Source organism: Mesorhizobium sp. P3_A8, assembly GCF_056402995.1.
In genome coordinates this window covers 511330-534798 of the sequence record NZ_JBFUGI010000002.1, presented here as the reverse complement: position 1 = coordinate 534798, position 23469 = coordinate 511330, and the positions used below count along the sequence as shown (strand labels likewise).

General features: G+C 62.6%; 17 protein-coding genes. 12 read left to right on the top strand and 5 right to left on the bottom strand.

All coding sequences use genetic code 11. The features are described 5' to 3' along the window. The first annotated feature begins 68 nt into the window (after positions 1-68). The 7 genes from AC1DX4_RS06750 (at position 69) to bglA (ending at position 13192) form a co-directional block, all read left to right on the top strand. A complete protein-coding gene (locus tag AC1DX4_RS06750; protein WP_477219571.1) occupies positions 69-2537 on the top strand; it encodes a glycogen/starch/alpha-glucan phosphorylase in 2469 nt (822 codons plus the stop codon). A 106-nt stretch (positions 2538-2643) separates the two neighbouring features. Then, positions 2644-4857 (top strand): 1,4-alpha-glucan branching protein GlgB, encoded by a 2214-nt coding sequence (gene glgB, locus AC1DX4_RS06745; RefSeq protein WP_477219570.1) that lies wholly within the window; start codon positions 2644-2646, stop codon positions 4855-4857. 53 nt (positions 4858-4910) lie between these two features. Then, on the top strand, positions 4911-6176 hold the full coding sequence (glgC, locus tag AC1DX4_RS06740; RefSeq protein WP_477219569.1) for a glucose-1-phosphate adenylyltransferase: 1266 nt from the start codon (positions 4911-4913) through the stop codon (positions 6174-6176). Between the two features lie 80 nt (positions 6177-6256). Further along, entirely contained in the window at positions 6257-7702 is a 1446-nt protein-coding gene (gene glgA, locus AC1DX4_RS06735; RefSeq protein ID WP_477219568.1) for a glycogen synthase GlgA, read from the top strand. A gap of 3 nt (positions 7703-7705) precedes the next feature. Beyond that, positions 7706-9334: an alpha-D-glucose phosphate-specific phosphoglucomutase gene (locus AC1DX4_RS06730; RefSeq protein WP_477219567.1), complete on the top strand. Its 1629-nt coding sequence runs from the start codon at positions 7706-7708 to the stop codon at positions 9332-9334. A 199-nt stretch (positions 9335-9533) separates the two neighbouring features. After that, positions 9534-11534, top strand: a complete 2001-nt coding sequence (gene glgX / locus AC1DX4_RS06725) for a glycogen debranching protein GlgX (RefSeq protein ID WP_477219566.1) — start codon at positions 9534-9536, stop codon at positions 11532-11534. Next, a complete protein-coding gene (bglA, locus tag AC1DX4_RS06720; RefSeq protein ID WP_477219565.1) occupies positions 11534-13192 on the top strand; it encodes a beta-galactosidase BglA in 1659 nt (552 codons plus the stop codon). Before glgX ends, bglA begins: the two co-directional genes overlap by 1 nt. A 50-nt stretch (positions 13193-13242) precedes the next feature. On the opposite strand, the gene AC1DX4_RS06715 is transcribed toward bglA, so the two are convergent. Further along, on the bottom strand, positions 13243-15012 hold the full coding sequence (locus tag AC1DX4_RS06715) for a hypothetical protein (RefSeq protein WP_477219564.1): 1770 nt from the start codon (positions 15010-15012) through the stop codon (positions 13243-13245). After that, the gene (locus tag AC1DX4_RS06710) at positions 15013-15459 is read right to left on the bottom strand and encodes a TadE family protein (protein ID WP_477219563.1); all 447 of its coding nucleotides are present in this window, start codon (positions 15457-15459) and stop codon (positions 15013-15015) included. Positions 15460-15742: 283 nt separating this feature from the next. On the opposite strand from AC1DX4_RS06710, the gene AC1DX4_RS06705 reads away from it, so the two are divergent. From AC1DX4_RS06705 to AC1DX4_RS06690, 4 genes are all read left to right on the top strand, one after another. Beyond that, entirely contained in the window at positions 15743-17335 is a 1593-nt protein-coding gene (locus AC1DX4_RS06705) for a peptide ABC transporter substrate-binding protein (RefSeq protein WP_477219562.1), read from the top strand. Between the two features lie 163 nt (positions 17336-17498). Then, positions 17499-18422, top strand: coding sequence for an ABC transporter permease subunit (locus AC1DX4_RS06700; protein ID WP_477219561.1), 924 nt, complete (start codon positions 17499-17501; stop codon positions 18420-18422). Further along, positions 18415-19539, top strand: coding sequence for an ABC transporter permease (locus AC1DX4_RS06695; RefSeq protein ID WP_477219560.1), 1125 nt, complete (start codon positions 18415-18417; stop codon positions 19537-19539). The genes AC1DX4_RS06700 and AC1DX4_RS06695 overlap by 8 nt, the downstream gene beginning before the upstream one ends. A 1-nt stretch (position 19540) precedes the next feature. Next, the gene (locus tag AC1DX4_RS06690; RefSeq protein ID WP_477219559.1) at positions 19541-21160 is read left to right on the top strand and encodes an ABC transporter ATP-binding protein; all 1620 of its coding nucleotides are present in this window, start codon (positions 19541-19543) and stop codon (positions 21158-21160) included. Between the two features lie 35 nt (positions 21161-21195). On the opposite strand, the gene AC1DX4_RS06685 is transcribed toward AC1DX4_RS06690, so the two are convergent. Then, positions 21196-21540 carry a hypothetical protein gene (locus tag AC1DX4_RS06685; protein WP_475451739.1) on the bottom strand — a complete coding sequence of 115 codons (345 nt, stop codon included), beginning with the start codon at positions 21538-21540 and terminating at the stop codon, positions 21196-21198. A 354-nt stretch (positions 21541-21894) separates the two neighbouring features. Between AC1DX4_RS06685 and AC1DX4_RS06680 the strand changes: the two genes are divergently transcribed. Beyond that, entirely contained in the window at positions 21895-22431 is a 537-nt protein-coding gene (locus AC1DX4_RS06680) for a DUF922 domain-containing protein (protein ID WP_477219558.1), read from the top strand. A gap of 244 nt (positions 22432-22675) precedes the next feature. Here the strand turns inward: AC1DX4_RS06680 and AC1DX4_RS06675 are convergent, their stop codons facing one another. Together AC1DX4_RS06675 and AC1DX4_RS06670 are read right to left on the bottom strand one after the other, a co-directional pair. After that, positions 22676-22963 (bottom strand): hypothetical protein, encoded by a 288-nt coding sequence (locus AC1DX4_RS06675; RefSeq protein WP_477219557.1) that lies wholly within the window; start codon positions 22961-22963, stop codon positions 22676-22678. A gap of 136 nt (positions 22964-23099) precedes the next feature. Continuing rightward, positions 23100-23315 (bottom strand): hypothetical protein, encoded by a 216-nt coding sequence (locus tag AC1DX4_RS06670; protein ID WP_477219785.1) that lies wholly within the window; start codon positions 23313-23315, stop codon positions 23100-23102. Positions 23316-23469: the final 154 nt, after the last annotated feature.

Genomic DNA, 23469 nt, shown 5'->3' with positions numbered 1-23469 from the left:
ATGCGGTAACATGGGCTGGGATGAATGGTGAAAGCCGGTATGATCATTGCAACCGCACGAGAGGCAGCATGACGCGCGCGATGACATCCGAAACCCTTCCCCCACTGCTCGAAAATCCTGATCCGAAGACCCTCGCAAGGGAAGTCTTGATGGCCCTCAAATACAGGGTCGGCAAGGACACCACCGTTGCGACCCAGTACGACTGGCTCACCGCTTCGATCAAGGTCGTGCGCGACCGTATCGTCGATCACTGGATGCAGGCGACCAAAGAGGCCTACGACCAGCAGGAAAAGCGCGTCTATTACCTGTCACTGGAATTCCTCATCGGCCGCCTGATGCGCGACGCCTTTTCCAATCTCGGCTTGATGGACAATATGCGCGAGGCGCTGTCGTCGCTCGGCGTCGACCTCGATCTCATCGCGGCGCTAGAACCCGATGCCGCGCTCGGCAATGGCGGCCTCGGCCGGCTCGCCGCCTGCTTCATGGAAAGCATGGCAACGGTCGACATTCCTGCGCATGGCTACGGCATCCGCTACGCCAACGGCATGTTCCGCCAGGAGATTCAAGGAGGCTGGCAGGTCGAATTGCCCGAGACCTGGCTCGATCACGGCAACCCCTGGGAATTCGAACGGCGCGAACGCTCCTTCGAGGTCGGCTTCGGCGGCTCGGTGGAATCGATCACGTCGAAGGACGGCCGGCTCGAGCGCCATGTCTGGAAGCCGACCGAGCATGTCCTGGCTGTTGCCTACGACACGCCTGTCGTCGGCTGGCGGGCAAACCGCGTCAACACGCTGCGGCTCTGGTCCGGCATGCCGATCGATCCGATCCTGCTCGACAAGTTCAATGCCGGCGACCACATCGGCGCGCTCGCCGAAAGCAACAAGGCCGACGCCCTGTCGCGCGTCCTTTACCCCGCCGATTCCCACAAGGCAGGGCAGGAGCTGCGGCTCAGGCAAGAGTACTTCTTCTCCACGGCTTCGCTGCAGGACATCGTGCAGCGGCATCTCAGCCAATATGGTGACCTGAAGTCGCTGCCCGACAAGGCGGCGATCCACTTGAACGACACCCATCCGGCGATCGCGGTGCCGGAGCTGATGCGGCTCTTGATGGATGTCCACGGCATGGACTTCGACCTTGCCTGGGATGTCACCAAACGCACCTTCGGCTACACCAACCACACGCTTCTTCCCGAGGCGCTGGAAAGCTGGCCGGTGCCGCTGTTCGAGCGGCTTTTGCCGCGCCACATGCAGATCGTCTACGCCATCAACGCGCAGGTGCTTCTGGAAGCGCGCGCCACCAACCTGTTCTCGGATGAGCAGATCAGCCGCATCTCGCTGATCCAGGAGAATGGCGACCGCCGCGTGCGTATGGGCAATCTGGCTTTTGTTGGCTCGCACTCGATCAACGGCGTCTCGGCGCTGCACACCGAGCTGATGAAGGAAACGGTGTTCGCCGACCTGCACAAGCTCTATCCCGATCGCATCAACAACAAGACCAACGGCATCACGCCGCGGCGCTGGCTGATCCAGTGCAACCCCGGGCTGACCTCGCTCGCCCGCGAGGCGATCGGCGACCGCTTTCTCGACGACATCGACGCCATCAAGGGGCTCGACGGCTTTGCCGATGACAGCGCGTTCCGGGAGAAGTTCGCGGGCGTCAAGCGGCAGAACAAGGCGCGCCTGGCCAATCTCGTCGCCGACCGGCTCGGCATCAAGGTCGACCCCTCGGCGCTGTTCGACATCCAGGTCAAGCGCATCCACGAATACAAGCGCCAGCTTCTCAACATCCTCGAGGCGATCGCGCTTTACGACCAGATCCGTTCGCATCCCGAGCGCGACTGGATGCCGCGCGTGAAATTCTTCGGCGGCAAGGCGGCGCCCAGCTATCACAACGCCAAGCTGATCATCAAACTTGCCAACGACGTCGCCAGGGTCATCAACCGCGACCCGGCCGTTCGCGGTTTGCTGAAGGTGGTGTTCGTGCCGAACTACAACGTCAGCCTGGCCGAGGTGCTGATGCCGGCCGCTGACCTGTCCGAGCAGATATCGACCGCCGGCATGGAAGCGTCGGGCACCGGCAACATGAAGTTCGCGCTCAACGGCGCACTGACCATCGGCACGCTCGACGGCGCCAATGTCGAGATCAAGGACTGCGTCGGCGACGACAACATCTTCATCTTCGGCCTCACCACGGCCGAGGTCGCCGAGCGGCGCAACAATGGCTACAACCCGCGCGCCGTGATCGAGGGCTCCCCCGAACTGGCGCAGGCGGTCGCGGCCGTTTCATCGGGTGTCTTCTCGCCCGACGATCCCGATCGCTATCGCGACCTGATGAACGGCCTCTACAACACCGACTGGTTCATGGTTGCCGCCGATTTCGACGCCTACGCCGCCGCCCAGCGTGATGTCGACGCTGTCTGGCGCAACAGCCCGGACTGGTATGCCAAGGCAATCCGCAATGTCGCGCGCGTCGGCTGGTTCTCGTCCGATCGTACGATCCGCCAATATGCGAAAGAAATCTGGAACGTGCCTGTCTGATGTGATTGCATGAGGCCACGAACAATGTGGTCCCGGTGATGCGGGTTGACTGCCAACTCGCATCGCCAGAAACAAACACCTGGTGCCCTGGGAGGGACACTGCCTGATGAGGAAACCGCGCGCGACCGCTACGACAAGCGGGCCGGACGGACTGGCGCCAGCCGGCGATGTTGCGGCGATTGTCGCCGGCACGCACGGAGATCCGTTTGCGGTCCTTGGTGTCCATGAGGTCGGCAAGGGCCTGTTTGCCCGTTGTTTCGTTCCGCATGCCGAGACCGTAACGGCCTATACGCTGACCGACATCGAGGCTGGTCAATTGTCCAGGCGAGACGATGCCGGCTTCTTCGAAGGCAAGCTGTCGATCAAGAAGCGGCAGCCGCTGCGCTATCACGCTAGGAACGCCGGCGGCGACTGGTGGCTGACCGATCCCTATTCATTCGGCCCGGTGCTCGGGCCTCTGGACGATTATTATATCGCCGAGGGTTCGCACCTCCGGCTGTTCGACAAGCTTGGCGCGCATGTCATCGAGCACGAAGGCGCCACCGGCGTGCATTTCGCCGTCTGGGCTCCCAATGCAAAACGCGTCTCGGTGGTCGGCGATTTCAACGACTGGGACGGCCGCCGCCACACGATGCGCGATCGCCGCGACACTGGCATCTGGGAATTGTTCGTGCCCGACATCGGTGCCGGGCGGCCCTACAAATACGAGATCATCGCACCCGATGGCGTCAGGCTGCCGCTGAAGGCGGACCCGTTTGCGTTCAAGTCCGAACTGCGTCCGGCCACGGCTTCGGTTGTTGCCGTGCCGCCGGCGCATGAGTGGGGCGATGAGGCGCACCGCAATTTCTGGCGCAATGCCGATCACCGCCGCGAAGCCATCTCGATCTACGAAGTCCATGCCGGTTCCTGGCAGCTTCGCGACGACGGCACGTTCCTGTCATGGGACGAACTGGCCGACCGGCTGATCCCCTATGCGGTCGAGACCGGCTTTACCCACATCGAGTTCATGCCGATCTCCGAACATCCCTATGACCCGTCCTGGGGTTATCAGACAACCGGGCTTTACGCGCCGTCGGCCCGTTTCGGCGATCCGGACGGCTTTGCCCGTTTTGTCGATGGGGCGCATCGCGCCGGCGTCGGCGTCATCCTCGACTGGGTGCCGGCGCATTTTCCGGTCGACGCGCATGGCCTTGCCCATTTCGACGGCACCGCGCTCTACGAGCATGCCGATCCGCGCAAGGGCTTCCATCCCGACTGGAACACCGCGATCTACAATTTCGGCCGCCGCGAGGTGGTGTCGTTCCTCGTCAACAACGCATTGTTCTGGGCCGAGAAATACCATGTCGACGGTTTGCGCGTCGATGCGGTCGCCTCGATGCTCTACCTCGACTATTCGCGCAAGGCCGGCGAATGGATCCCCAACGAGAAGGGCGGCCGCGAGAACCTCGAGGCGGTCTCGTTCCTGCAGAAGATGAACAAGGAGGTCTACGGCCACCATCCGGGCGTCATGACCATCGCCGAGGAATCGACCTCATGGCCGAAAGTCTCGGCGCCGGTGCACGAAGGCGGGCTGGGCTTCGGCTTCAAGTGGAACATGGGCTTCATGCACGACACGCTGGAGTATTTCGCCAAGGAGCCGATCTTCCGCAAGCACCACCACAACGACCTGACCTTTGGCCTGACCTACGCCTTTTCGGAGAATTTCGTGCTGCCGCTCTCGCATGACGAGGTCGTGCACGGCAAAGGCACGCTGCTGGGCAAGATGGCCGGCGACGACTGGCAGAAATTCGCAACACTGCGGGCCTATTACGGCTTCATGTGGGGCTATCCTGGCAAGAAGCTCTTGTTCATGGGCCAGGAATTCGCGCAGCGCCGCGAATGGAGCGAGGCGCGTGCGCTCGACTGGAACCTGCTTGATTTCCGCCCGCATCGCGGCGTCTGGCAGACGGTGCGCGATCTCAACTATCTCTATCGTTCGCGCCCGGCGCTGCATGGCCGCGATTGCGAGCCGGAAGGCTTCTCCTGGCTGATCGTCGACGACAGCCAGAATTCGGTTTTTGCCTGGGTGCGCAACGCGCCGGGCGGCAGCCCGGTGGCCGTCATCTCCAACTTCACGCCGGTGCCGCGCGACAATTATCGTGTGCCGCTGCCCAAGGCTGGCAAGTGGCGCGAGATCATCAACACCGACGCATCCGAATATGGCGGCTCCGGCATGGGCAATGGCGGCATTGTCGAGGCAAGGGCAGAGGGCAAGAGCATCTCGGCAACGATGCTTCTGCCGCCGCTGTCGACGATCATGCTCGAACTCATTGCCGACTGAGGCCGGCAAGGCCGAGCACCGTGGCGAGACTTGAGTAACTTGGGAGGGTAGAAATGGCAGACTTGAAACGGACCCAGCCGCTGGCACGCGATGCCATGGCCTATGTACTGGCCGGCGGCCGTGGCAGCCGCCTCAAGGAACTGACGGACCGTCGCGCCAAGCCGGCGGTCTATTTCGGCGGCAAGACGCGCATCATCGATTTCGCGCTCTCCAACGCGCTCAACTCGGGTATCCGCCGCCTCGGCGTCGCCACCCAGTACAAGGCGCATTCGCTGATCCGCCATCTGCAGCGCGGCTGGAACTTCCTGCGGCCGGAACGAAACGAAAGCTTCGACATCCTGCCGGCCAGCCAGCGCGTCTCTGAAACGCAGTGGTATGAAGGCACGGCCGATGCCGTCTATCAGAACATCGACATCATCGAGGCCTATGGCCCGGAATACATGGTCATCCTGGCCGGCGACCACATCTACAAGATGGATTACGAGCTGATGCTTCGCCAGCACGTCGACGCCAATGCCGACGTCACCGTCGGCTGCCTCGAAGTGCCGCGCATGGAAGCGACCGGCTTCGGCGTCATGCATGTCGACGGCAAGGACAACATCATCGCCTTCGTCGAAAAGCCTGCTGATCCGCCCGGCATTCCGGGCAATCCGGAACTCGCTTTGGCCTCGATGGGCATCTATGTCTTCAAAACCAAGTTCCTGATGGAACAGCTGCGCCGCGACGCCGCCGAGCCTGGCTCGAGCCGCGACTTCGGCAAGGACATCATCCCCTATATCGTCCAGCACGGTAAGGCGATTGCCCACCGCTTCACCAAGTCATGCGTGCGCTCGACGATGGAAAACGAGGCCTACTGGCGCGACGTCGGCACTGTCGATGCCTATTGGGAAGCCAATATCGACCTGACGGATATCACCCCGGAACTCGATCTCTACGACCGCGACTGGCCGATCTGGACCTATGCCGAATTGAAGCCGCCGGCAAAGTTCGTGCATGACGAGGATGGCCGCCGTGGCTCGGCCGTTTCTTCACTCGTGTCGGGCGACTGCATCGTATCCGGTGCTTCGCTGAAGAAAAGCCTGATCTTCACCGGCGCGCGCATCAATTCCTATTCGACGCTGGAAGAGGTCGTCATGCTGCCCGACGTTCATGTCGGCCGGAACGCAAAGTTGAAGCGCGTGGTCATCGACCATGGTGTTAGGATACCGGAAGGGCTGGTCGTTGGCGAAGATCCGGTTCTCGACGCCAAGCGTTTTCGTGTTTCCGAAAAGGGCATCTGCCTGGTCACGCAGGATATGATCGACAAGTTGAAGCTGTAGAGCATTCCAGGAAAGTGTGAGACGGTTTCCGTCCGGAATTGCTTGGAACCAAGAGTTAGACAGGATCGGACCATAAACGCATGCAGGTTCTGTCGGTCACGCCCGAGATTTTCCCGCTGATCAAGACCGGCGGGCTTGCCGACGTGACCGGCGCGCTGCCCATCGCGCTCGCAGCCAAGGGCGTGACAATGCGCACGCTCATTCCGGGCTTTCCGACCGTGATGGCGGCCTTCAAGAAAAGGAAGGCTGTCTACCAATATCCGCTGCTGCAGGGCGGCAAGGCTTCGGTCCATGCCGTCCAGATTGCCGGGCTCGAGCTGTTCGTTCTCGACGCGCCGCATCTGTTCGACCGCCCCGGCGGCCCCTACGGCAATGCTGCGGGCGCGGATTGGCCGGACAATTGGCGGCGCTTCGCGGCACTGAGCCAGGTTGGCGGCGATATCGCCGGCGGCGCCATCTCCGGCTACCAGCCTGATATCGTCCACGCCCATGACTGGCAGTCGGCGATGACGCTGGCCTATATGCGCTACGGCAAGGCGGTCGGCGTCCCGTCGATGATGACGGTCCACAATCTCGCCTTCCAGGGCCAGTTCGGCGCCGGCATCTTTGGCGAACTCGGTCTGCCGGCGGTGGCGATGGCGCTCGACGGCGTCGAATATTATGGCGGCGTCGGCTTCCTCAAGGCCGGCCTGCAGGCGGCCTGGGCGATCACCACGGTGAGCCCGACCTATGCGCAGGAAATCTGCTCGCCGGAATTCGGCATGGGTCTCGACGGCCTCATCAACATGCGCTCCAGTGATCTCTACGGCATCGTCAACGGCATCGACACCGCCATTTGGGATCCGGAGACGGACAAGCATCTGGTGTCGAACTATACAGCCGCCACGCTCAAGGCACGGGCGCCCAACAGGGCGGCGGTGGAGGACCGCTTCGGCCTCGACCGCGACGACAGCCCGATCGTCTGCGTCATCAGCCGGCTGACCTGGCAAAAGGGCATGGACATATTGGCGACGGTGGTTGACGGCATCGTGGCGACCGGTGCGCGGCTGGCCATACTGGGCTCGGGCGATGCAGGACTGGAAGGCGCGCTGCTTGCTGCCGCCGCACGCCACCGCGGCCGCATCGGCGTGGTCGTTGGCTATGACGAGGGGCTATCGCACACCATGCAGGGCGGCTGCGACGCCATCATCGTCCCTTCGCGCTTCGAACCCTGTGGGCTGACCCAGCTTTACGGTCTGCGCTATGGCTGCGTGCCGATCGTTGCCCGCACCGGCGGCCTGGCGGACACGGTCATCGATGCCAATGAAGCCGCCGTCTCCGCCGGCGTCGCCACCGGCTTTCAGTTCGCGCCCAACAATGGCCTTGCCATGCTGCACGCCATCCGCCGCCTCGTCGACGCACATGCCAATCCGGTGATCTGGGAATCGCTGCAGCGCCAGGGCATGAAGGCCGATGTGTCATGGGACAAGAGCGCGGAAAAATATGTCGAACTCTATCGCCTGCTGCTTTCGAAAAGGGTTGCCTGAAGCATGATCCGGACCGTCCCCACCAAACCCTACTCAGACCAGAAGCCCGGCACGTCGGGCCTGCGCAAGAAGGTGCCCGTGTTCCAGCAGGAGCACTATGCCGAGAACTTCATCCAGTCGATCTTCGATGCGCTCGACGGCTTCAAGGGCAAGACGCTGGTGATCGGCGGCGACGGCCGCTTCTACAACCGCGAGGTCATCCAGAAGGCGATCGCCATGGCCGCCGCCAACGGCTTCGGCAAGGTCATGGTCGGGCAGGGCGGCATATTGTCGACGCCGGCCGCCTCGCATGTCATCCGCAAATACAAGACCTTCGGCGGCATCATCCTGTCGGCCAGCCACAATCCCGGCGGCCCGCATGAGGATTTCGGCATCAAGTACAATGCCGGCAATGGCGGCCCGGCGCCGGAGAAGCTGACTGATGCGATCTTCGCCAAGACCAAGGCGATTTCGAGCTTCAAGACTGCCGATATCGCCCAGATCGACATCGACACGATCGGCACCGTCGAGGCCGGCGGCATGACGGTCGAGATCATCGACCCGGTCGCCGACTATGCCGATCTCATGGAAACCCTGTTCGACTTCGACGCCATCCGTGCCAATTTCAAATACGGTTTTCGCATGCGCTTCGACGCGATGCATGCGGTCACCGGTCCCTATGCCAAGGAGATCCTCGAGCGCCGGCTTGGCGCGGAGAACGGCACCTGCCGCAACTACAAGCCACTGCCGGATTTCGGCGGCCATCACCCCGACCCGAACCTGGTCCACGCCAAGCATCTCTATGATGAGATGATGGGACCGGACGCGCCGGATTTTGGTGCGGCTTCGGACGGCGACGGCGACCGCAATTTGATCATCGGCAAGGGCATCTTCGTCACCCCGTCGGATTCGGTTGCGATGCTGGCCGCCAATGCCCAGCTGGCGCCGGGCTACAAGGACGGCCTCAAAGGCATCGCCCGTTCGATGCCGACCAGTGGCGCGGCTGACCGCGTCGCCGAAAAACTCGGCATCGGCATCTATGAGACGCCGACCGGCTGGAAGTTCTTCGGCAATCTGCTCGATGCCGGCATGGCGACGATCTGCGGCGAGGAAAGCGCCGGCACCGGCTCCAACCATGTCCGCGAAAAGGACGGCCTTTGGGCCGTGCTGTTGTGGCTCAACATCCTTGCCGTGCGCGGCGAAAGCTGCAAGCAGGTCGTCACTGAGCATTGGGCCGCCTATGGGCGCAACTACTATTCCCGCCACGACTATGAAGAGGTCGAGAGCGACCGTGCCAACGCGCTGGTCGATGAACTGCGTGCCAAGCTCGGTTCGCTGCCAGGCACCAGCGTACGCGGCCTGAAGATCGCCACTGCCGACGATTTTGCCTATCACGACCCGGTCGACGGCTCAACCAGCGAGCATCAGGGCATCAGAGTGCTGTTCGAAGGCGGCTCGCGCGTCGTCTTCCGGCTTTCCGGCACCGGCACATCGGGCGCCACTCTGCGCGTCTATATCGAGCGCTACGAGCCGGACAAGGCGAGGCACGATCTCGACACGCAGGTTGCACTCGCCGATCTCATCGCCGCCGCCGACGACATTGCCGGTATCAAGAGCCACACCGGCCGCAATAAGCCGAGCGTGATTACTTGAGGGTGGTGCCGCGCGCCTTTCCTTCTCCCCTTGTGGGAGAAGGTGGCCTCGCGAAGCGAGGTCGGATGAGGGGTGCTCTAGCTTGGCGCGCTCTTCGATCCAGATTGCCAACGCCTCGTTCCGTCACGCACCCCTCATCCGTCTCGGCGCTGCGCGCCGATCCACCTTCTCCCACAAGGGGAGAAGGGAAGGCGCATCCGTGACCCAACTCGGCGCCACCGTCACCCCCGAAGGCATTCGCTTCGCCACATGGTCCGCGTCGGCCCGTCGCCTCTGGGTGTCGATCTTCGACGGGCAGGGCAACCGTGAACTCGACCGGCTGGAGATGAAGCCGGAAGGCAACGGCATCCATGCGCTCTTCGTTTCCGGCCTTGCCGCCGGCACTCGCTACGGCTTTCGCGCCGATGGCGATTATGCGCCAGAGCGTGGGCTGTGGTTCGACCCCGACAAGCTGCTCACCGATCCCTACGCCATCGAAATCGACCGGCCCTATGCCTATCACTGGCGGCTTGCCGCGCGGCGCAACGAGGGCGCCGACACCGCGCCGCTGATGCCGAAGACCGTGGCCAAGGCCTTGCCCATTGCGGCGCCTGTGTTGCCGCCGCTGTTTCGCCCGGGCGGACTGATTTATGAGCTGAATATCCGCGCGTTCACCAAGCTGCATCCGGACATTCCGGAAGCGCAGCGCGGTACGATCGCGGCACTTGCTCATCCTGTCATCATCGAACATCTCAAAAAGCTCGGCGTGTCAGCCGTCGAACTGATGCCGGTGACGGCATCGATCGACGAGCGGCATCTGCCGCCACTGGGCTTGAGCAATGCCTGGGGCTACAACCCCGTCACCTTCATGGCGCTCGACCCGCGCCTGGCCCCCGGCGGCCTGGCGGAATTGCGCGACACCGTCGCGGTTTTGCGTCAGGCCGGCATCGGCACCATCCTCGATCTCGTCTTCAACCACACAGGCGAGAGCGACCGGCTGGGGCCGACGCTGTCGCTGCGCGGCCTCGACAATCAGGCCTACTACCGGCATCTGCCGGATGGCAGGCTGGTCAATGACACCGGCACCGGCAACACGGTCGCCTGCGATCACCCGGTGGTGCGGGACATGGTGCTCGACACGCTTCGCCACTTTGTCCGCCATGCCGGCGTCGACGGTTTTCGCTTCGATCTGGCGCCGGTGCTGGGGCGGGTCGACGGAACATTCGATACCCAGGCGCCGTTGTTGAAGGCGATGCACGAGGATACGCTGCTGGCAAATCGCGTGTTGATCGCCGAGCCCTGGGACATCGGGCCGGATGGCTACCAGCTTGGCAATTTTCAGCCGCCCTTCCTCGAGTGGAACGATAGATACCGCGACGATGCCAGGCGTTTCTGGCGCGGCGATGCCGGCGCGCTTGGAGCGCTGGCGACACGGCTTGCCGGTTCGTCCGACGTGTTTGCCAAAGCAGGGCAACAGACCAGCCGCACGGTCAATTTCATCGCCGCCCATGACGGCATGACGCTGGCCGACATCGCCCGCTACGAGCGCAAGCACAACGCCGCCAATGGCGAGCAGAACCGCGATGGCCACAATGAGAACCTGTCGTGGAACAGCGGCGTCGAGGGCGATGCGGACGACGCGGCGATCATCCTCGCCCGCTTCGACGACCAGTGCGCGCTGCTTGCGACGCTGTTTGCCTCGCGCGGCACCATCATGCTGACCGCGGGCGACGAATTCGGCCGCAGCCAGAAAGGCAACAACAACGCCTACGCGCAGGACAACGCCATCACCTGGCTCGACTGGGCCGGTCGCGATCAGGTGCTGGAGGGCTACGCGTCGGCGCTCGGCATGCTTCGCCGCGCCATCCCCGCTTTGTCGGACACACCTTTCCTGACGGGACAATCAGCCGATGCGACAGGCATCCCCGACGTCGCCTGGCTGACCGAGACCGGCATGCCGCTTGCCGAGACGGATTGGAACGACCCCGCCCGGCATCGCCTCGTCATGCTGCTCAGCGATGCAGGCGGCGGCCGCCTTGCCGTCATCGTCAATGGCGACCGCCGCCAATGTGTCTTCACCTTGCCCGTACGGGATGGGTTCCGATGGCAGCCGGCGATCGAAACGCAGCCGGTCGACCTTGCACGGCCGCTGCCGGGTCGCAGCGTCAATTTCATGATCGAACGTCGGGCCGCAAAGGGCCGCGCCGGGAAGGGGTCGTAATGGCCAACAACGATGCCAGCCCTTGGGCCGATCCGGTGGCCGGGCAGGGAGCCGAATGGTGGCGCGGCTGCGTCATCTATCAGGTCTATCCGCGCTCTTTCCAGGACACCACCGGCAACGGCAGCGGCGATCTCAAGGGGATCACGGCAAGGCTTGCCCACATCGCCTCGCTCGGCGTCGATGCCGTCTGGCTGTCGCCCTTCTTCAAGTCGCCTATGGCCGACATGGGCTATGACGTGTCGGATTACCGCGACGTCGATCCAATGTTCGGTTCGCTGGAAGATTTCGACGCTCTGGTCGCCGAGGCTCATCGGCTGGGCCTGAAGGTGGTCATCGACCAGGTGCTGTCGCACTCATCCGACAAGCACGAATGGTTCATCGAAAGCCGCGCCAGCCGCGACAATCCTAGGGCTGATTGGTACGTCTGGGCCGATACCAAGCCCGATGGCAACGCGCCCAACAACTGGCTGTCCGTATTCGGTGGCCCGTCCTGGGAGTGGGATTCGACCCGCCGCCAATATTACATGCACAATTTCCTTGCCTCGCAGCCCGACCTGAATTTCCACAATCGCGAGGTCCAGGATGCGCTGCTGGACACGGTGCGCTTCTGGCTCGAGCGCGGCGTCGACGGTTTCCGGCTCGACACGGTCAACTACTATGTCCACGACCGCTGGCTGCGCAGCAATCCGCCTTTGGCGTCGAGTGTCGCCGGCACCAACAGCGAGACCAACACCTACCTTTACCAGGAGCATCTGTTCGACAAGACACAGCCGGAGAACCTGGCTTTCCTCAGGCGCTTCCGAGCGCTGCTCGACGAGTATCAGGACCGCGCCGCCGTCGGCGAAGTCGGCGATGAGGGCCGCTCGCTGCAGACGCTGGCCGCCTACACCTCCGGCGGCGACAAGCTGCAGATGTGCTACACGTTCGACCTGCTTGGTTCGCAGTTTTCCGCGGCGCATGTGCGCGGCTGCGTCGAGGCCTTCGAACATGCGGTCGCCGACGGCTGGGTCTGCTGGGCGTTTTCCAACCATGACGTGGTGCGCCATGTCAGCCGCTGGACGCGGCCGGACGGCGATGCCGAAGCTGTGGCCAGATTCTCGATCATGCTGCTCGCCTGCCTGCGCGGCTCGATCTGCCTCTACCAGGGCGAGGAGCTCGGCCTGGAGGAAGCGGAGCTTGCCTATGAGGATCTGCGCGATCCCGTCGGCATTCGCTTCTGGCCCGGCGTGAAGGGGAGGGATGGCTGCCGCACGCCGATGGTCTGGGAAGCCGGCGCCGACAATGCGGGTTTCTCGACGGGCAAGCCCTGGCTGCCGGTCCCCGACAGCCACCGCGCCCGTGCCGCGGATGTGCAGAACGGCAACGATGATTCTGTGCTGTCCGCCTACCGTTCGACGCTCGCCTTGCGAAAGCGCCATCCGGCACTGGTCAGCGGTTCGATCCGATTTCTCGACACCGAAGGCGACGTGCTCGCCTTCATCCGCGAAGGTAGCGGCGAAAGGCTGCTCTGTGTCTTCAATTTCGCTGGAGAGCCGGCGAATTGGCCGTTGCCCGGGGATATCGGAGCTGTCGCGCCTGTCTTGGATGGCGGCGTTGCTGTCGAGGAAGAGGCGCTCTCGTTGCCGGCCCTCGGTCGCTTCCTTGGTAGGCTCGATTGACGGCGTTCAGCAGTCGTACGGCCAAGCGATCCGCTTGGCCGTAGAATGCCCTACTGAACCAGCACTGCGCGTCCGCAGGTCGCTCCGGTGACGCGCACGTCGGCCTGGCCGACACCGACACCGAGGGCCGACAGCACATTGTAGAGCAAGTCGTCGACGGGCGCCGTTACAGTGTTGAGCAGGGCCACCACTGCCGGTTTGACCGTTCCGAGCAGGGCGGTCAGATCGATGCCGAGACCAAGCGCATTGACCGAAAGCGACAGGTTGTTGACCAGCGACGTGGTGAGCGACTGCGAGATGTTTCGCGTCGAAACGGTCTTGATCGTCTTGTTGGCGATGTCGGTCGCGTTGAAGGTCAGGGTCTGCGGGCTGTTGTTGGTGATCGCCGTCGCGGCCGAACCCATCACCTGGATCAGCGGGATGTTGATCAGCAGGATCCTCAGGCTCACATCGGCGATCTCGGCGTTGGTGAAGGTCTGTGGCTGGCTGAAATCGGCGAAGCCGGAGGGGTTGTTGCTGTTGGCCAGGTTCAGCTGGGCAATGCCGGGGTGTGCGGCGATGGAAACGCTGATGCTGGAAGCCCCTGTCGGACAGGTGATGTCGGTCAGCTTGGCCTCGGCGTAGGCGACTTCCACATTGAGCGGCAGATTGACGGCCAAAAGGCTGATGCCGCCGCCGAGGCCGGGCGTGCCGACACCGACGGAGGCCGTCAGTTTGATGCGCGTCTGGGCCGTCCGCACGGTGGTGCCGATGCCGTCGATCGCCAGCCAGGGCGAGGATTGCGCCGGCTCCCCAATGGCTATGGCGAGCTGGGTGTTGAGCAGCCCCGGGATGGCGGCGCCGAGATTGATCGCTGCCTGGTTGGTGCCGTTCGCCAGCACGGCGGCGGCGGTCAGCATCCCCATGGCGCTTGCGTCGACGCCGAGGCCGGACGGCTGTTGCCCGAGGCCCAGGCTGCCGACGGAACCAAGGTCGATGAGACTGCTGAGCGGGATCTTGACCGTGCTCGTCGACTTGGAGGCGATGGTCTGCAGGGCGACCTTGGCCGTGTTGCCGAGGCCGGGAACATTGGCCATGGCGGTGGCGATCTGGCCGACCGTCGCCTTCGAGGCCAGCACGTCCGAATAGGTACCGGCCGTGATGTTCAGCTGTGTGCCGAGCGCACTGATGAAGGAAAGCACGCTGACATCGGCTGAGATCAGTCCGTTATAGTCCATGACGCTGAGCGAGATGTTGCCGCCGAGAAGCCCGCTCAGAAGAGCGTTGAGGATGCCGCCATTGACGCTGAGCAGTCTCGATCCGACCGAGAATGTCGCCTGCGGTGTCATGCTCGCCGTGGCTTGGGTGCCGATGACCGGACTGGGGATGATCGAGCTGGCGAAATAGCGGGCGGGGATTTTCGTCAGCGTGACACGCACCGCGTTGTAGGGTGTCACGCCTGCCTGGAAGCGCTGGGTGACATTGGTGGTCGACGAGGCATATCGGCCTTGCGTGACCGTCACCACCGTCTTTCCGACAGCCGGGGCAATGGTCTGGCCCGAAGCTTGAACGACGACACCAGGCATGCCGTTGTCGGTGAGCGTGGTGACGACCGCCGTGTTGACATTGTTGATGTTCGAGGCGGCGGTGATCGCCGCCAGGTCGACCATCGCCTGGGCTTGCCGACGCTCGCCGTAGATGGAGGCTTCGTCGATGGCCACCGCGGCCAGCGCCAGCGCGACCGGCGCGCTCAGTGCGGTCATGACGGCGAAGTTTGCTTTCCTGTCTCCCACCATCGACCGTGCAAGCCGGCCGATGCCCTTGCCCGCACGCTGCAGCATTTAGATACCTCCGACCCTGATCGTTGACTGGCGCGTGATCGTGGTTCCCGGCATCGCTATGCCCGGGAAAAGATTCCAGATCGGCAGGTTGCGGGCATCGTACGAGATCGACACCACGAACTGGCTTCCATCAGCCACGCTGTCATTGGCCTGGTAGGTCAGTTTGCTGGCGTCCACGAACGGGTAGCCACCGGCATTTGTGGTCAGGTAGCTGGCCACCAGCGTCTGGCGCTCGGTCTGGTTCAAACCGGCTATGGCCGTCCGGGCGGCATCGGCCGCGATCTGCTGGATCGAGTTGGCGGCACCAAAGTAGATGCCATATGCAACCATTCCGAGCAGAATAAGGATGAAGAGCGGCGACAGCAGAGCGAACTCGACCGCTGAAGTTCCCGAACTGTCTGTCCGGAACGCGAGCCTTCGGACCCTGGAAATGAGGTTCTGAACCATGATACTAGCATGCCAAAGTTCGCATGCAGAAAGCGAAAACTCCGGGCACAACCTGAGGATGTGCGCGATTGAAAATGCGGCTCTAATTTAGCCGTTGCTTCTTCGATTATGAGGATTGACTTAGGGTCAATCAGTACTCGGTTGAAAAGAGCTTACCTCCTGTCTAGTCTCCTGCCACCAGCTGCCGGAGGGAACCGGCGGCGCGCTCAAAGGGGCCAGATATCGGCTCCGGGGCGTCAACACGAAAAGGCGCGCCGACGGCAGCGCCGACAGGGAGAACTTCATGCTGAAAAACATGCTGAAGGCGACGGTATTCGCCACCACCATGGCGGTAGCCGCCGGGGCATTCTACACGCCGGCCTTCGCCGAGACCGTCTATAACAGGGGCACCGCCGCTGAATCGGAATCGGTCGACCCGCACAAGACCTCGACGGTCTATGAAGCGAATGTGCTGCGTGACCTGTTCCAGGGCCTGGTCATGCAGGACGAGAAGGCGAACCTCATCCCGGGCGCCGCCGAAAGCTGGACGGTATCGGATGACGGCACCGTCTACACCTTCAAGCTGCGCAAGGACGGCCAATGGTCGGACGGCAGCCCGGTGACGGCGGACGACTTCGTCTACGCCTTCCACCGGCTGGAAGACCCGGCGACCGGCGCCGAATACGCCTCGATGCTGTACCCGGTGAAGGGTGCCGAGGACGTCAACACCAAGAAGGGCAAGCCCGAGGACATGGGCGTCAAGGCAATCGACGCCAACACCCTGGAAGTGACCTTGAAGGCGCCGACCCCGTACTTCCTGGAGATGTTGACCCATCAGGCGACCTATCCGGTCTCGAAGGCCTCGATTGAAAAGCTCGGCGCCGACTGGATCAAGCCCGGCAATCTTGTTTCGAACGGCGCCTATACGCTGGCCGAATGGGTTCCCAACGACCACATGAAACTGGTCAAGAACCCGAAATTCTGGGACGCCGCTACCGTCAAGTTCGACGTGGTCAACTACATCCCGACCGAAGACCGTTCATCGGCGATGAAGCGCTTCGAGGCGGGCGAACTCGACAGCTATGACGATCTGCCGACCGAACAGCTTGCCGATCTCAAGACCAAGTTCGGCGACCAGATCCACGTCGGCCCGTATCTCGGTACCTACTATTACGCGATCAAAACCGACAAGGCGCCGTGGAACAACCCCGAGCTGCGCAACGCCATTTCGATGGCGATCGACCGTGACTTCATCGCCGAAAAGGTCTGGCAGAACTCGATGCTGCCCGGCTATTCGATGGTGCCTCCCGGCATCGAGGGCTACACGCCCGCAATGGCCAAATACGCCGACATGCCGCAGATCGACCGCGAGGATGCCGCCAAGAAAATCCTGGAGAAGCTCGGCTATACGCCCGAAAAACCCTTGAAGATGGAAATCCGCTACAACACCTCGGAGAACCATAAGAACACCGCGGTTGCCATCCAGGAGCAGCTGAAGCCGCTCGGCGTCGACGTCACGCTGCTCAACACCGACACCAAGACCCACTACTCCTTCCTTGAGCAGAAGGGCGACTACGACGTGGCGCGAGCCGCCTGGATCGCCGACTACAAGGATCCGGAGACCTTCCTCGGCATCTCGCGCAAGGCGAGCGGCAACAACTACTCGAACTACAACAGCGCGCCATACGAAGCGGCCATGGACAAGGCGGCCGCCGCCGGCGGCAAGCCCGAGGAGCGCATGAAGGAGCTCTCCGAGGCCGAGCGCATTCTCGTCGACGACGTCGGCCAGATCCCGCTGCTCTACTACAGCTACCACGACATCGTTTCCTCGAAGCTGCATGGCTTCGTCGACAACGTGATGGACGTCCATCCGTCGCGTTTCGTCAGCAAGGACTGATCCCTGGCCAAGCCGCCGCGTCCTTCAGGGCGCGGCGGTGCTGGTTTGCCATCGCATCGGCCGGGAAGCGCAATCGATTTTCGGAAAATCCGGTGCGAAGATTTGAAGACTGGAGCACAATCGTCCGACTTGACGGGTGTGTTCCGGATCAAGTGGGGCACCGATGCTGCGATACGTCTTCCGGCGGCTTTTGACCGCCATCCCGACGCTGTTCGTCATCGTGACGATGGCGTTCTTCCTGATGCGCGTCGCGCCAGGCGGGCCATTCAACCAGGAGCGGGGGCTGAGCCCCGAGATCAAGGCCAACCTTGAAGCCCAGTTCGGCCTCAACGATCCGCTCTGGCTGCAATATGTCCACTATCTCGGCAATCTGTTGCGCGGCAATTTCGGCCCGAGCTACAACATGCCGGATTTCACCGTCACCGAACTGTTTGCCAAGGGCCTGCCCATTTCGATCCAGCTCGGTGCCTCGGCGCTGATCCTGGCGCTCCTGCTCGGTTCCGTGCTCGGCACCATTGCCGCCCTCAACCAGAACAAGCTTGGCGACTATACGGTGATTGCGCTGGCGACGGCGGGCAGCACCATCCCCACCTTCGTCATCGCGCCCGTGATCCAGCTGCTGTTCGGGCTGACCTGGAAGCTGCTGCCGATCGGTGGCTGGGGTGATGGCGCCTTCATCAACAAAGTCGGCCCGGTGCTGACCCTTGCCTTGCCGCAGATCGCCATCGTTGCCCGCCTGATGCGCGGCTCGATGATCGAATCATTGCGTTCCCACCATATCCGCACGGCACGCGCGCTCGGCCTTTCCGACTGGTCGGTGGTGGTCAAGCACGCCCTGCGCGGCGCCATCCTGCCGATCGTCTCATTCACTGGCCCGGCGGCGGCGGCCCTTTTGACCGGATCGGTCATTGTCGAGACGATCTTCTCCATTCCTGGCGTCGGCCGCTATTTCGTCGATGCCGCGCTCAACCGCGACTACACGCTGGTGATGGGAACGGTGGTGGTGATCGCCATCTTCACCATCGTCTTCAACCTGATCGTCGACGTCATGTACGCGGTCGTCGACCCGAGGGTGCGCTATGACTGACATCGCAGCCGCAGCAGCTCCCGCCATCGTTGGCCGTTCGCTCTGGGGCGATGCATGGGCGCGCCTCAAGGCCAACCGCGCCGCCATGTTCAGCCTCTATTACCTTGCCTTGATCGGGCTCGTCAGCGTGTTCGGCCCCTGGTTCGTGCCGCATCAATACACGACCATCTATGCCGACTATGTCCGCATGCCGCCAAGCCTGTCGGCCTACCCGAAGCCCGAGATGATTCAGGGAGCACTCACGGACGCCATCAAGCGCATGCGGGTCGACCTCAAGGAATGGCATCAGGAAGGCAGCCGCGTCACGGTCACCGTCACCTCGACCAAACCGATCGATGATCGCAACATCCGCTACCTCGACCGCTCCGATGCCTTTGACGACACCAAGATCGAGAACAAATCGCCCGACGGGCTCGAGGTGACGATGAGCACATCGGTCAAGCAGCAATATTTCCTGTTCGGCACCGACAACACCGGCCGCGATCTTCTCTCGCGCACGCTGATGGCCGGGCGCATCTCGCTGGCCATCGGCCTGCTCGCCGGCGTCGTGGCGGTGGTGATCGGGGTGATCTACGGCGCCGCCGCCGGCTTTTCCGGCGGCAAAACCGACGAGGTGATGATGCGCATCGTCGATGTGCTCTATTCCTTGCCGTTCATCTTCTTCGTCATCATGCTGGTGGTGTTCTTCGGCCGCAACTTCGTGCTGATGTTCCTGGCGGTCGGCGCGGTGCTGTGGCTCGACATGGCGCGCATCGTGCGCGGCCAGGCGCTGTCGATCCGCCGCCAGGAATATGTCCAGGCGGCGGAAGCCATGGGCGTCGGCCAGCGCGGCATCCTGCTGCGCCAWGTCATCCCCAATCTGCTCGGCCCGGTGGTGATCTACATGACGCTGCTGGTGCCGCAGGTCATCATCCTGGAAAGCTTCCTGTCGTTCCTCGGCCTCGGCGTGCAGGAGCCGATGACCAGCTGGGGCGTACTGATCTCGGTCGGCGCCAAGAACATCGGCACCGCCAACTGGCTGCTGCTGTTCCCCGCCTTCTTCCTCGTCTCGACGCTGTTTGCGCTGAATTTCGTCGGCGACGGCCTGCGCGATGCGCTCGATCCAAGGGACCGCTGAGATGGAAACTCCCGAAACGATCCTCAGCGTCAAGGACCTGCGCGTGCGCTTCCGCACGCTCGACGGTGCCGTCGAAGCGGTGAAGGGCATAAACATCCACGTCAAATCAGGCGAGACCGTTGCCGTGGTCGGCGAGTCCGGCTCCGGCAAGAGCCAGACCATGATGGCGGCGATGAGCCTGCTGGCTTCTAACGGCGAAGCCACCGGCAGCGTCGACTATCGCGGCCGCAACCTGCTCACACTGAGCAAATCCGACCTGAACAAGGTCCGCGGCGCCAAGATCAGCATGATCTTCCAGGAGCCGATGACCTCGCTCGATCCGCTCTATTCGATCGGCAACCAGCTGATCGAACCGATCCGCCGGCATCGCGGCCTGAATGCCGCCGACGCACGCGAAGAGGCGCTCAAGCTTTTGCGGCTCGTGCATATTCCCGATCCGGAGCGGCGGATGAAATCCTATCCGCACGAAATGTCGGGCGGCCAGCGCCAGCGCGTGATGATCGCCATGGCGCTTGCCAATGCCCCCGACATCCTGATCGCCGACGAGCCGACGACCGCGCTCGACGTCACCATCCAGGCGCAGATCCTGATGCTGCTCGCCGAACTGCAGCGCAAGCTCGGCATGGCCATCGTCTTCATCACCCACGACCTCGGCATCGTCCGGCGCTTCGCCGACCGAGTCTATGTCATGCGCCAGGGCGAGGTCGTCGAGGAAGGCGAGGCCGAAGCGATCTTCGCCAACCCGCAGCACGCCTACACCAAGATGCTGCTGGCGGCCGAGCCGACGGGAACCAAGGCGCCTCCGCCCGCCAATGCACCCGTGGTGCTCGAAGGCAGGAATGTCGAAGTTACATTCAGGATCGGCGGCGGGTTTCTGGCCGGCGAGCCGCTGATGCTGCGCGCCGTCGATGACATCTCGATCCGGCTGCAGCGCAACCAGACCATCGGCATTGTCGGCGAATCCGGTTCAGGCAAATCGACGCTCGGCCGCGCCTTGCTGCGGCTGCTGCCGAGCGATGGGCTCATTCGTTTCGGCGATCGCGACATCTCCCAGGCCGACCGGCAGCAGATGCGGCCGCTGCGGCGCCAGATGCAACTCGTCTTCCAGGATCCGTTCGGCTCGCTGTCGCCGCGCATGACCGTCGGCCAGGTCATCACCGAAGGCCTGCTGGTGCATGAGCCAAACCTTTCGGGCAAACAGCGCGACCAGCGCGCGGTCGAGGCCTTGCTTGAGGTCGGCCTCGATCCCAACGCCCGCAACCGCTACCCGCACGAATTCTCCGGCGGCCAGCGGCAGCGCATCGCCATTGCCCGCGCCATGATCCTGAAGCCAAAGATGGTGGTACTGGACGAGCCGACCTCGGCGCTCGACCGTTCGGTGCAGAAACAGATCGTCGAACTGCTGCGCAAGCTGCAGGCCGATCACGAACTGTCCTACCTGTTCATCAGCCACGATCTCTCGGTCGTGCGCGCCATGGCCGACTACATCATCGTCATGAAACAGGGCAAGATCGTCGAGGAGGGACCGACCGAGGCGATCTTCAGCAACCCGCAGCATATTTACACGCAGACGCTGATGGCCGCGGCGATCGATGTCACGCGCTTCCGGCTGAGCGCGTGAGACGCGCTTCAATCATCGCGGCGGCAACTATTCGCTCAGCCCGCTGACCTCGGACATTTGCGCGCTCGCGCAGCGGCAATGGCATCCTGCTGCTGTTTCAGCCGGTCGATCCTTGCCGTTTCACGATTGGCCACTGCGGTTTTCACACGCGAACCGCCAAGCAGCCAGCGCGGAACACTGGTGTTGGCGACCTTGCCGCGGGTTATCGCGGTTTGCGAGATTTCGCCTGCATTGGTCCCCAGCGCGCTGTTAAGCTCGGTGCAGCTCATCGTGTCGTACTTCGCCGGGTCAGCCGTCCCGCTGAGGGAAGTGCAGCCCGCGACGACAAACAGTATGAGCACCAGCGTGAGCGGGTAGGCAACGGTAGAAGGCAATTTCATCGTCCAACCTTGCTCCCGCGCCGCCCTTAGAGCAATTCCAGGAAAAGTGTGAAACGGTTTCCCCGGGAAAAGCGCGTAGCGCTTTCCCTAGGGAATTGCGTCAAAACAAAGAGTTAGAGCAGGTTGCCGTTTTCGTGAAACGGTGAACTGCTCTAGCCATCCGATTGTTCCATGGAAGTAGAGCGGCTCGCTCGCATCGTCAAACGACATTCCTTGCCAACGAGATTGGATCTGACCGGCTCTGGGTTCCCATCGCGCCTGGTATCTTGCCCCGTCGAGACGATACTGATTTGCTCGGGCAGCAGATAAGAGTTCGATCGAAGGGGCAATCATTTGGGATACAAGCATGCGTCGATGGTTCTTCTGATTAGTCTAGCCCTGCTGGGATTGGGGTCAGAGCAAGCCGATGCCCGTTTGAGAGTGACGGAGACGACCAAATATTTTGCTGTCTCTGGAACGTCCGTTCCAGAGTTGCTCGACAGCCTGAGGCGCGCGCATTCAAATTTTGACGCGGAGACGCACTGGGACGCTTCTGTCAATCACACCTGGAGGCGGTCCGGCAAAACATGCCGGATGAAAAGCGTCGACGTTGCATTGAAGTTGACGGTGTTGTTGCCGAAGCTCGCTACGAAGGTTCCGCCCGATGTGCAAGTGAGGTGGGACAAATTCCTGGCTGGCGTGATCGTCCACGAGAATGGGCACGTAAAACTCTACAAATCGACGGCGGAGGATCTCGACAGAAGTCTCGGGGCACTCTCCCGGCCATGCGGTATCTTCCTACGCGATGCCGCTGCGGTGACCCAAGATGGTTACAAGAGAATGCAGAAGGCCAATGACGATTATGATGCCGAGACCGACCATGGCGTCAAACAGGGCGGGACCCTGTTTTGATTGCCGTCACCCGGTTTTCTTGGGCGGCTCGCGCTGGCAGTCCTTGCCAATTTGCCCTCGTGATGGAACCTCCCGCTGAACCGTGCCCGTCGTTGTATGATCACGTGGATTGCGGGCCAAAGTGGGAACGTTTTCGGCCACTCGAAGTTGATCTCGGTCGAGTGTCTTAATTCAATTACTGGTAACGGAGAGGGCCCGTCTCGGTTGACGCCGAGGCGGGCTTTTCGTCGGCTCTGGCCAACGGTCATGCTGCTTCGGCGATGAATGCGGTGGCAGCGCAACCGCCGAGCACTGCTTGCGCGATGTCAGTCTCATGGTCATCGACATGCGCCGTCACCAAGACGATCCGCTCGGCAACGGTGTGACGATCCAGCTTTGGGGTAGCGGCGATGGTTGCGCCGACCAACCCGCCAGCACCGCCGCCGCAGACCGCGCAGATCAGTGCTGGTGCCGATAGTCCGCCGTAAACGATCATGGCGCTCAGGCAGGCCAACACCGCACCGACTGCACCAAGGATGACACGCGGAGACATAAGAACTCCGACCTCGTCCTGGTAGGGCCCGATAACCGCAATCTGAACGCGAGGAACACCGACCGCCACCAGCGCTCCAGCAACCCGGGCAGCTTCGGCATGGGACTCAAAAAGCTTGCTGATTGTTGGCATAGTCTCAGGGCGTCTTCTTGTCGAGCAACGTGTCGGTAACGAAGGACGCGGCGATCAAATCGTCGCCATCGATACTGCCCCGTCCATCCTCCATCATGACAGCGACCTTTTGGAAGGTCTTCATTTCGCTCATCGTAATCCGAGCCTGCTGCATTCTGGCCTTGAGGTCCGCTACGCGCGTCCCCAAAGCATCGGATCTTGTGGCCTCACTGTTAGGCATGGTGACGTTCATCCAGTTCCGCTTCCTCGTTGATCGTCCTCGCGCCCAGCCAATCGAACAGGGCCGCAGCGCAAACGTTCCCTGGCTGGACTTCAGTCCGGTATGGCGCAGGACTTTGGTCTGGCCGCGAAATGCAATGGTCTTACACATGATG

Coding starts and splice junctions, on each gene's coding strand:
- AC1DX4_RS06685 (WP_475451739.1), bottom strand. CDS start 21,540: ATGAAATTGCCTTCTACCGTTGCCTACCCGCTCACGCTGGTGCTCATA.
- glgB (WP_477219570.1), top strand. CDS start 2,644: ATGAGGAAACCGCGCGCGACCGCTACGACAAGCGGGCCGGACGGACTG.
- AC1DX4_RS06730 (WP_477219567.1), top strand. CDS start 7,706: ATGATCCGGACCGTCCCCACCAAACCCTACTCAGACCAGAAGCCCGGC.
- AC1DX4_RS06710 (WP_477219563.1), bottom strand. CDS start 15,459: ATGGTTCAGAACCTCATTTCCAGGGTCCGAAGGCTCGCGTTCCGGACA.
- AC1DX4_RS06750 (WP_477219571.1), top strand. CDS start 69: ATGACGCGCGCGATGACATCCGAAACCCTTCCCCCACTGCTCGAAAAT.
- AC1DX4_RS06680 (WP_477219558.1), top strand. CDS start 21,895: ATGGTTCTTCTGATTAGTCTAGCCCTGCTGGGATTGGGGTCAGAGCAA.
- AC1DX4_RS06700 (WP_477219561.1), top strand. CDS start 17,499: ATGCTGCGATACGTCTTCCGGCGGCTTTTGACCGCCATCCCGACGCTG.
- AC1DX4_RS06675 (WP_477219557.1), bottom strand. CDS start 22,963: ATGTCTCCGCGTGTCATCCTTGGTGCAGTCGGTGCGGTGTTGGCCTGC.
- glgC (WP_477219569.1), top strand. CDS start 4,911: ATGGCAGACTTGAAACGGACCCAGCCGCTGGCACGCGATGCCATGGCC.
- AC1DX4_RS06670 (WP_477219785.1), bottom strand. CDS start 23,315: ATGCCTAACAGTGAGGCCACAAGATCCGATGCTTTGGGGACGCGCGTA.
- bglA (WP_477219565.1), top strand. CDS start 11,534: ATGGCCAACAACGATGCCAGCCCTTGGGCCGATCCGGTGGCCGGGCAG.
- AC1DX4_RS06715 (WP_477219564.1), bottom strand. CDS start 15,012: ATGCTGCAGCGTGCGGGCAAGGGCATCGGCCGGCTTGCACGGTCGATG.
- AC1DX4_RS06705 (WP_477219562.1), top strand. CDS start 15,743: ATGCTGAAAAACATGCTGAAGGCGACGGTATTCGCCACCACCATGGCG.
- glgA (WP_477219568.1), top strand. CDS start 6,257: ATGCAGGTTCTGTCGGTCACGCCCGAGATTTTCCCGCTGATCAAGACC.
- AC1DX4_RS06690 (WP_477219559.1), top strand. CDS start 19,541: ATGGAAACTCCCGAAACGATCCTCAGCGTCAAGGACCTGCGCGTGCGC.